The organism is Cohaesibacter haloalkalitolerans, assembly GCF_003574655.1.
In the GTDB taxonomy this organism is placed as follows: domain Bacteria; phylum Pseudomonadota; class Alphaproteobacteria; order Rhizobiales; family Cohaesibacteraceae; genus Cohaesibacter; species Cohaesibacter haloalkalitolerans.
Genome location: NZ_QNUM01000001.1, coordinates 890,454 through 899,836, shown reverse-complemented (window position 1 = coordinate 899,836; position 9,383 = coordinate 890,454). Strand labels below are relative to the sequence as shown.

Annotated in this window: 6 protein-coding genes; 4 read left to right on the top strand and 2 right to left on the bottom strand. The window is 55.8% G+C overall.

The features are described from left to right. Nucleotides 1–401: 401 nt before the first annotated feature. Nucleotides 402–2,729, bottom strand: a complete 2,328-nt coding sequence (locus tag DSL70_RS03860) for a methyl-accepting chemotaxis protein (RefSeq protein ID WP_119306534.1) — start codon at nucleotides 2,727–2,729, stop codon at nucleotides 402–404. Between the two features lie 170 nt (nucleotides 2,730–2,899). After that, nucleotides 2,900–4,444 carry a hypothetical protein gene (locus DSL70_RS03855; RefSeq protein WP_119306533.1) on the bottom strand — a complete coding sequence of 515 codons (1,545 nt, stop codon included), beginning with the start codon at nucleotides 4,442–4,444 and terminating at the stop codon, nucleotides 2,900–2,902. 521 nt (nucleotides 4,445–4,965) lie between these two features. On the opposite strand from DSL70_RS03855, the gene DSL70_RS03850 reads away from it, so the two are divergent. The 4 genes from DSL70_RS03850 to DSL70_RS03835 all read left to right on the top strand — a co-directional run bounded on the left by DSL70_RS03850 (nucleotide 4,966) and on the right by DSL70_RS03835 (nucleotide 9,360). Further along, entirely contained in the window at nucleotides 4,966–6,312 is a 1,347-nt protein-coding gene (locus DSL70_RS03850; RefSeq protein WP_119306532.1) for an L-fucose/L-arabinose isomerase family protein, read from the top strand. Between the two features lie 74 nt (nucleotides 6,313–6,386). Then, entirely contained in the window at nucleotides 6,387–6,911 is a 525-nt protein-coding gene (locus DSL70_RS03845) for a TRAP transporter small permease (RefSeq protein WP_119306531.1), read from the top strand. A 30-nt stretch (nucleotides 6,912–6,941) separates the two neighbouring features. Then, the gene (locus tag DSL70_RS03840) at nucleotides 6,942–8,231 is read left to right on the top strand and encodes a TRAP transporter large permease (RefSeq protein ID WP_119306530.1); all 1,290 of its coding nucleotides are present in this window, start codon (nucleotides 6,942–6,944) and stop codon (nucleotides 8,229–8,231) included. Between the two features lie 76 nt (nucleotides 8,232–8,307). Further along, complete coding sequence (locus tag DSL70_RS03835; RefSeq protein WP_119306529.1) at nucleotides 8,308–9,360, top strand: TRAP transporter substrate-binding protein; 1,053 nt, start codon at nucleotides 8,308–8,310, stop codon at nucleotides 9,358–9,360. Nucleotides 9,361–9,383: the final 23 nt, after the last annotated feature.

The following is a 9,383-nucleotide window of genomic DNA, read 5'->3' as shown; positions in this document are numbered from 1 at the left end:
AAAAGACCAAAAGCCTTTTCTCAGAACTCAAAGCAAGCACCTAATCACTCGCCAAATTCCAAATTTTGAGGCGAACCGCCCCGCCGCCAGCAGCGCCGCCGCTGTCGATGAACGGACTTATAGACCCACTCCCTAACCAAGTCAAACAATAAAATACATTTTTATGACATCCTTCATAAGAAATCCCCAAACACACAAAATATACAACAATTACAAAGCTTTAGGTTTTTAACACCCCTTGGAATAGTCACTTTTGGGAAGATTTTCGGTCTTTTTGACAAGATTCAGAAAGACGCACTGCGGAAGGCACCAGGGGGCAGATCAGAGTGTTCACAAAACGGCAACAGGGCGATTGCTGCCTTCCGCTGCAATCGCCCTGTTCTTCAGATCATTCGAATTCGTCATGCGCTCTGCAGCCACCCGATCTCATCGCACTCATGAACAAACCGCATGGTCAAGGTGCCATCACGAACTGCATCCACCGCGGCGGCCACTCGTTGGCCATCGGCAAATTCCAGCTCGACAGCCTGCCCCTCAACCAGCCTTCCCACCGTAAGGATCGAACAGCCACTAGCAGACAAGGAGGAAATGGTCCCCTCTGTACGATGCCCATCACTTTGAAGGATCGTCAGCTGCATCATCTTGGCCTTTAGGTCTGCCCGGCGTTCTTCAACATCGCGAGCGACACTTTCAAGGAAGCACTCGACATCCTGCCCCAGTTTCGTCGCCGCGCCAGTGAGCAGATCGGCCGCCTGCTCAACGGTCCGAGCCTCTCCCGCTGTTTCTTCAATCACATCGGAAGCCCCATGGGCACTGGTCCGTGCCTTGTTGACATCGTGTGACGCCAGTTGGATCGATCCGGCAATCTCCTGCGTCGACGCCTCTTGCTCTTCCACGGCAGCGGCAATAGAAGCCGTAATCTCCGCGATCTCCCCCACAGTCTCGGAAATGTGGGCGATCGACTTCACAGCATTCTCGGTCAACTGCTGAACGCCACTGATCTGGGCTCCAATCTCCTCCGTAGCCCTGGAGGTCTGACTGGCCAACTCCTTCACTTCAGCTGCCACAACGGCAAAGCCCTTGCCCATCTCCCCTGCGCGGGCGGCCTCAATGGTTGCGTTCAACGCCAGCAAGTTGGTTTGATCTGCAATGTCCCGGATAAGCCCCACCACCGTACCGATTCGCTCGGCGGCATCCGCCAGCGACCCGACATCCGTGTTGGTCGCCGCTGCAATTTCAGTCGCCTTGTGAACCATCTGGTTGGCGTGGAACGCGCGGCCTCGCACTTCCCGTACAGAATTCACCATCTGATCTGTCGCGCCGGCAACCGCCTGAACGTTGGCCGAAGCCTGCTCGGATGCCTGTTCGGAAAGATTGGCCTCGCCAGAAGCCTTGTTGGCAACACCAGACAAGGTTCGCGCCGACCCCTTCATCGTTTCGGCCTGCCCATCCACAGACCGCAATGTCTGATCAATGACAGACCTGAAGTTGGCAACCAGCCCCTCCAGCTGGCTCTGGCGCTGCCTTTCCCGAACACGTTCGGACTGCTGGGCAGCTTCGAGCCGCAAACGCTCGACCGCATTCTGCCGGAAGACATCGACCGCTCGCGCCATTGTCCCGACTTCATCCTTGCGCCGCATGCCCTTGATCGCCACGTTGGTGTCATTCTGCGCCAGATACCGCATGTTGTCGGCAAGACCAAAGAGAGGCACTGTGATGGAACGGGCTATGAGGATCGAGAGACAGACGACGACGACAGACAAGGCGAGCAACAGGCCCAGAATGAGCCAGAACTCACCCTTGGCATGATCAGTCTGCTCCATCGCCGTATTGAGAATGCCTTCCGCGATACGATCTTCGATCTGTTTCATCTGATCAATGCGCGCCGTGCTAGCTGCAAACCACTGAGGTCCTGTGACCGAGGCCACTTCCCCTCCGAACGGGGCCTTGTTGGCAACAGCCCGCATTTCATCGACAACCGCCTGCTCCTTGCCAGCAGCAACCTGTTTCCAGGCGTCCAGCGCCTGTTGATGACCAAACCGGGCAAAGACAGACAGATAGGAGCGTTGCATGGCCTCCAGACCGACAAAATTTCGATAGACCGGCTCGGCAAAGGTGCCTGCGCCAAATCCGGTTGCCCCCATCGCCCGCTCGATGCCGGCCCGCTCCTTGGCTTGCAGGAAGGCATTATAGGAAACCAGCTGCCGCACGAGGCTACCATTGTCACTGACGAGAGACACGCTCTCCACCATGGTCAGCAACTCGGCGATTAGCGGCGTATAATATCCGGCCATCTGCGGCACGGAGAGGGAAAAGCTGTCGACAGTGGACCGCACGGTCTCAAGCCGGGCCAGTTCGCTGACCGCCTTGTCGAACGGATCACGGAAACCGGCAAAGTCGAGATGCCCCTTCGGTTCGGGAATCCGGTCCCGGAAGACCCGCAAGGCCTGATCCGTGTCAGAGCGGCGCCCGCCAATCTGGTCCGCAAATTTGGCCCCCTTGGATCCTATAAACCCGGCAGACGTCCCACGTTCCTTCTGCAGTTCATGCACCAGACCAGAAATCACCGGCGCCAGAGCAACCACATCGGCAATGGATTGTGCAACTGCCGTCTTGTGTCTTTCCCTGATCAGATCCGAAATCCCGACAGCCACCACGGCGCCCAGAGGAATCAACGCCAGAATGGCGATTCGGATTGAAAGTCTGAGATTGTTGAAAAAAGAAAGCATGTCCAAACCCCGATCGAACTATCGGCAGGTATTACGACACGCAGAAGTTAATAATGTTAATAAACAAAATCAAACAAAAATAAATCTAAAACTATAGAATTAATAAGAATAATACATGCCAATTATAGGAAGTTGAATTTCCGATTTGTCAGGAATTATACAATTTATATTCATGATGGATTTCTGGTTTTATTTGCCATACCCAGAATATAACCATTGAGCCCCATAATCAGCCCCAGGGCCAAAGGTGAAAAGATCGCCTCTTCCTGAAATATGCCATTCACAACAGCGACCAGAGTGATGAAGCAGGCGATCGAGTGCAGATTGACGCGACTGACGAAGGAAACCCTGTAGGTCTGGAAGGCGATCCAGATGTAAACGGCAATCAGACCGAACGTGGCAACCCCCATCTGCTGCAGCAACACGCCGACAGCACTTTCCATGGCAACCGGCGTCCGGCCCGCATGCTGATAGGCCGACCAGTCGAGCTTATTGAAATTGGTCAACAGGTTGCCAACGGCCCCCATGCCCTCGCCGACCGGATTAGACAGGAAATTATAGACCCCCCCCATGAAACCGAGCACGTGGAAGTCACCGATCTGCAATCCCGTCACGATGCCAAGGGCAATATAGGCAAGCAGCACACCGACCAGGGAAACCAGCGCAAAGACAGCCCCGAACAACCGCCGGGCAACCAGAGCACAAAAGGCCAACATACCCATGACCAGCGCCCCCTTGGCACTGGCCATCAGCAACAGCGGCACCATCAGAACCGCCAGATACCAGCGCCGGTTGGTCAGCATCAGAATACAAAGGAACATCAGCACATAGGAGTAGCTGATCGCATGACCATTGGGACCGTTCATGCGGAGGATTATCAGCTTGAAATCGCCCAGAAGCGGCGTGTTCAGAAACTGGACCTTCATCAGATCGAGAATCCCCGTGATGAACTGCCCCGTTGTCCGGGCCGACTTGTCGGCAACCAGATTGAGCATCGCCTCCCGGTTGGAAAACTCCCACAAGGTCCAGCCGTTGGTCAGATCCAGCCACAACCGACGATCCGACATTTCAATATAGCCCATCACGATCACGATGACCGAAAGGATCGTGAAAAACGGCACCATTGGCAGCTGGCGCTTGAGGGTCGCCAGAAAGAAAATCTGGAAAATCAGCAGCGGCGTGATGATGTTGCGCAGATAGACAATCGCTGCGGCAGGGTTCTTGGCCATTCCAAGCAGGAAATAGACGCCAATCAGACCAAAACCGACGAGACACACCAGCATGATCCGGTTGATCTGTTGGCTCATCGTACGCCAGTTCATGACATAATGCCCGAACAACCACAGCCAGAGAATCGCGATCGTGAAGAAATTGTAGCCGCGTACGAAGTTATAGTCGTCCTTGGTCACCAGATAGCCCGAGAGCATCGAGATGAAGAGATTCTGGAACAGCAGCGAGAACACCACGACGAGCGGCGCATAAGGTGTAAAGAACAGTGCAACGCCCGTTGTCAGCAGAATCTGGCTGGCAATGGCAAGGATCGGGCTGACAAAATGCAGCACCAACGGTACGACCGTCAGCGTAAAACAGAGTATATAGACGAGCAGATGCTCGAAGGCACCCAGAGCCGTATCTTCACGGATCGTCTGTTCGTCACCCGCATCTGAGGCTGGATGGCTCGCCGGATGGCCAGACGAGTGGCCGGACCAATGCAATGCCGGAGCAACAAGTGACCGAATGTTCGCCTCCTCTGGCTCGCCGGATGATGATCCAAGGCCATAATGTCCCGCCTTGTCAGGTTCCGAAGCTTACCCCGCTTCTGTTAGGAAAGATTTAAGCAGCTTCGCCAAGCGGCCAGCCACATCACCTTGGTCAGGTTCGGCCGGAATTGCACCTTGCGGAAATCGCCAGACATGCGCACTTTTATGGATCGCAACAAGTATAGTTTTAAGCGCGAACGCTCAAATGTAGGGTTGCAAATGCTCACCTCGGCACAAAGGCGACATATCAAGTGATCGTAAATGTAAAAAAACAAACATTTGCGGTCTCATTTATGATCTTTTTTGTGTGAAATAATCATTTTTAAGTAATATTACTTATGGTTCATGATCGTTTATCGACTTATTGTGATCAGTAACGAAATTCCTGACAGCATCGATATTGGGAGGTATCGAGTCTGAGCGCGCCATCGAATGGACCTTAGACAACGCGGCTGACGGGATTGTGGAGGTAAAAGATGTCCGTTCAAAAACCATGCGTTGGTGTTGTCGCTCTCGGCAGACCGACTTTTGATGTTCCCTATGCGGAAGAAATTCTTGCCAAAGCCTGGCAAGCCCTTGAAAAGCTTGACATGGAACTTATCGGCAAGCCGGAATTGCTGTTTGACGCCGACGCCGTACTCTCGGCCCTGCCGGACCTCAAGAAGCAAAAGCTCGACATGCTGCTGCTGTTGCAGGTCACCTTTACCGATGCAACCATGACCGTGGAACTGGGCAAACAGATTGACGCGCCGCTCGTCATGTGGTCTTTCCCCGAAGCCCGCACAGGCGGACGCTTGCGCCTCAACTCCTTCTGCGGTGTCAACCTCGCCAGCCACGCGCTGAGCCGCAACGATCTGGCCATCGACTATATCCACGATAACCCCGACAGTCTGGCAGCGCAGGAGCAACTGATGGTGCTGGCCCGTGCCGGTGCCGTGGTTTCCGATCTCAAGGGAGCCAGAATCAAGCTTGTCGGCCATCATCCCGACGGCTTTGACGCCTGCAACTTCAAGGCAGACCAGCTCAAGGCGGCCTTCGGTGTCGAAGTGGACCAGACGCCGATTCTCGACTTCATCGGCGAAGTCAAGGCATTGCCTGATTCGGTAGCCGACGCTCCCTACGAACGCCGCGCCAAGGACTTCCCCAATCTGGCCGACCTCGATCAGGACGCAACCCGCAAGACCCTCAAGGTCTATTCCAAGCTGCGCCAGGAAGCCGACACCAAGGGTTACAAGGGCGTTGCCGTCCGGTGCTGGCCGGACTTCTTCACCGAATATGGCTGCGCAGCCTGCGGGGCCCTCGCCCTGCTCAACGAAGACCGCACCCCCGGCGGCTGCGAAGCCGACATGCTCGGCGTCCTTACCTCCCTCGTTCTGCAGAATGCATCAGGCGGCAGTGTCTTCAACACCGACCTGGTCGACGTCAACACCCATGACGATACCGTCGTCTTCTGGCATTGCGGTCAGGCTCCCATCGACATGGCCGACCGGGACCAGCCGATCCAGGGCACCATCCATTCCAACCGCAAACTGCCGCTGTTGTCGGAATTTGCCCTGAAGCCGGGACGGATCACCATCGCCCGCTTCTCGCAGGGCCATGAGAAGCTGCGCCTTGTTCTGGCTGGTGCCGAGATGATCAAGGCACCTCTGGCGTTTTCCGGCACCGCCGGCACCGCCAAACCAGACATCCCGGTTGCAGAGTTCCTTGACCGCATGATTTCCGAAGGCCTCGAGCACCACACCGCCCTGACCTATGGCGACCATCGCCCGGTCATGCGTGCGATCGCCAAACGCCTCGGCATCGAAGTGGTTGAGCTGACCTGACACTGCCAACGCGTCTGGCGGACCGATCCGCCAGCGCCCATCGTCCGGGTTTCTTCAAAACAGGAATTGCAACCATGTTGGCAACACTCGAAAAAGGCCTCAACACCATCAATTCGCCTCTGAGCAGGTTCGGCAGCTGGGTCGGCGGCCTGATGCTGGTCATCATGACCATCGTCGTCCTGCTGCAGGTCCTTTTCCGCTACATCCTGAACATGCCCCTGAGCTGGACCGACGAAGCCTCGCGCTTTCTGATGATCTACATGACCTATCTCTGCCTGCCGCTGATTTATCTGCAGGACAAGAATATCGCCATGACCTTCCTGCTCGACGCCCTGCACGGCACACGCACCCGCCATCTGCTGATGGTCGTCATTCATATTCTTGCCATCCTGACCTTCCTGGTCTGGATAAAGTTCGGCTATGATTTCTTCCTGCGCGGCAACAGCCATGCGGATAGTCTGCCAATCAAGATGAATGTCATCTACATCGCTCCGCCGCTTCTGATGGCCATCACCCTGTTGTCGGCCGTGCAGAAGATCATCTCCGAGCTGCGCCAGTTTTTCCATTACACCCCTGCTGAAGACGCGCCCAAAGCCTGAACGGCAAGGACGTAAACAAGGAAAATAGTTATGGTTTCTCCTATCTTTGCCGTTTATTTCCTGATCCTTCTGATCGTCGGCGTGCCGGTGCTGTTCGCACTTGGCCTGTCTCCGGCAATTGCACTTCTGCAGGCGGACAAGGTTCTGTTCATGAACCTGCTCTACCAACGCCTCTATGCGGGGATGGACAACTTTCTGCTGCTGGCGCTGCCCTTCTTCATGCTGGCTGGCGAGTTCATGGTCAATGGCGGCATCACCACACGCATCATCAGTTTCTCCCAGAAGATGGTCCAGCACATGCGCGGCGGTCTCGGTCATGTGGTGATCATTTCGGCCACCCTGTTCGGTGCCCTCACTGGCTCATCGGTTGCGGCAACCTCTGCCATCGGCAACATGATGATCCCGGAGATGGAGCGCTATAAATATGACCGCACCTATGCGGCGGCGATCACCGCAGCGGCGACCGTTCTGGGCACCATCATTCCACCCAGCGGCATCATGCTGATCTATGCCTTCGTCATGAACACCTCGGTTGCCGCCATGTTCATGTCCGGTATCGTGCCCGGGCTCATCCTGTGCGTCGCCCTGATGATCATCAACCGCTGGCAGATCAAGAAATACCCGGCCGTCGAACAGTTCGAACGCGCCCCGCGAGCCGAACGCAGCGCAGCCTTCAAGGCGGCCATCCTTCCGCTGTTGACCCCGGTCATCATTCTGGGCGGCATCTATGGCGGTATCTTCACGCCGACCGAGGCTGCCGCCGTTGCGGTGTTCTATGCCTTCATCCTGTCGGTGTTCATCATGCGCATCCTCAAGCTCAAGGATGTGTTCCCGATGTTCATGCGCATCGCCATCAACGCCGGTGCCATCCTGATCATCGTGGCAGCCGCCAGTGGCTTTGCTTCGGCCATCTCGCTTTCGGGTGTTGCCAAGCACATCACCACTTTCTTCTATTCGGTCTCCGATGATCCCTATGTGCTGTTCTTCATCATGAACCTGTTCCTGTTCGTCGTGGGCATGTTCCTTGATGCTGGTCCGGCGATCCTGATCTTTGCGCCCATTCTGGCCCCGATCATGACCAATGTCGGCGTCGACCCGATCCATTTCGGTGTCGTCATGGTGGTCAACCTGTCCATCGGGCTGGCGACCCCGCCGATGGGCCTCGTGCTCTTCGTGGCGTCCGGCGTGTCCGGCGTCCCCCTGCAGAAAATCTCAAAGGCGATCATCCCGTTCCTGTTGGCTGAAGCCGTTGTGATCTTTCTGATTTCGTTCTTCCCGCCACTCGTTATCGGCTTGCCGAAACTGCTTGGCATGATGTGAGCGGGCTTTTTTGGAGGAGGTCGGCAATGACCAGAGGAAGCATTGCCGACGAAAAACTTACCAGTGGAGGTAACTCATGACTATCAAGGCACTCGGACTGTCCCTGTTGACCGCAGGTTTCCTTTCCGCCGCAGCGCAAGCCGCAGACTACAAGCTGACGGTCCCCCATGTGACCAACCCGGACAGCTACAATCATCAGTCGCTGCTGGTGTTCAAGAATTTCGTCGAAAACCATTCCAACGGTGCCATCGAAGTCGAGATCTTCCCGAGCGGACAGCTCTGCGGCAATGCCCGTGAGTGCCTCTCGGGCGTACAGTCCGGCATCTTCGACTATTTCCAGACCACCATTCCGGAACTGGCCAACTATTGGGGCCCGGTTGGCGCATTCGATCTGCCCTACATGCTGCGTGATGACCGTGTGGCCGAATGCGTCTATGACAATGAGGATTTCCTTGCTGACGTGCGGAAACACGTATTGGAAACAACGGGCAACCTGCGCCTGATGATGGTGTCCAACTCCGGTGGCTGGCGCAACTTTGCTACCACCACCAAACAGATCAAGACGCCCGAAGACATCAAGGGCCTCAAGATCCGCACCGTGCCTGCACCGATCCAGCAGGAACTGGTCAAGTCGCTTGGCGGCGCTCCGACCCCGATTTCCTGGCCGGAAGTCTATACGGCGCTGTCCACCGGCGTTGTTGACGGCACCAAGAACGGCATCGTCGATATCACCACCATGAAATTCGAGGAGAGCCTCAAATACATCATCCTCGACGGTCACGCCTACATGGGCGGCGTCTGGGTGATGAACAACGAACGCTTCAATTCCTTCCCCGAAGAGCTGAAACGGGTGGTCATCGACGGCATTGCCGCCCAGAACCAGTTCCTCCGCGTCTATCCGAAATGGAAGGAATTTGACGCCTATGAGACCTTCCGCAAGGCTGGCGGCACCATCTACACGCCAACCCCGGCAGAGAAGAAAGCCTTCCAGGACGCCACGGCTCCTGTGAAAGACTTCTTCATCAAGACCGCAGGCGACGAAGGCAAGGCTTGGCTTGATCGCTTCGAGAGCGAAATCAAGGCCTGCGAAACCAGGCTCGACGCCGAATTCGCAACCGCAGAGAAATAACCCCAACTCTGAAGGGGTGCCTG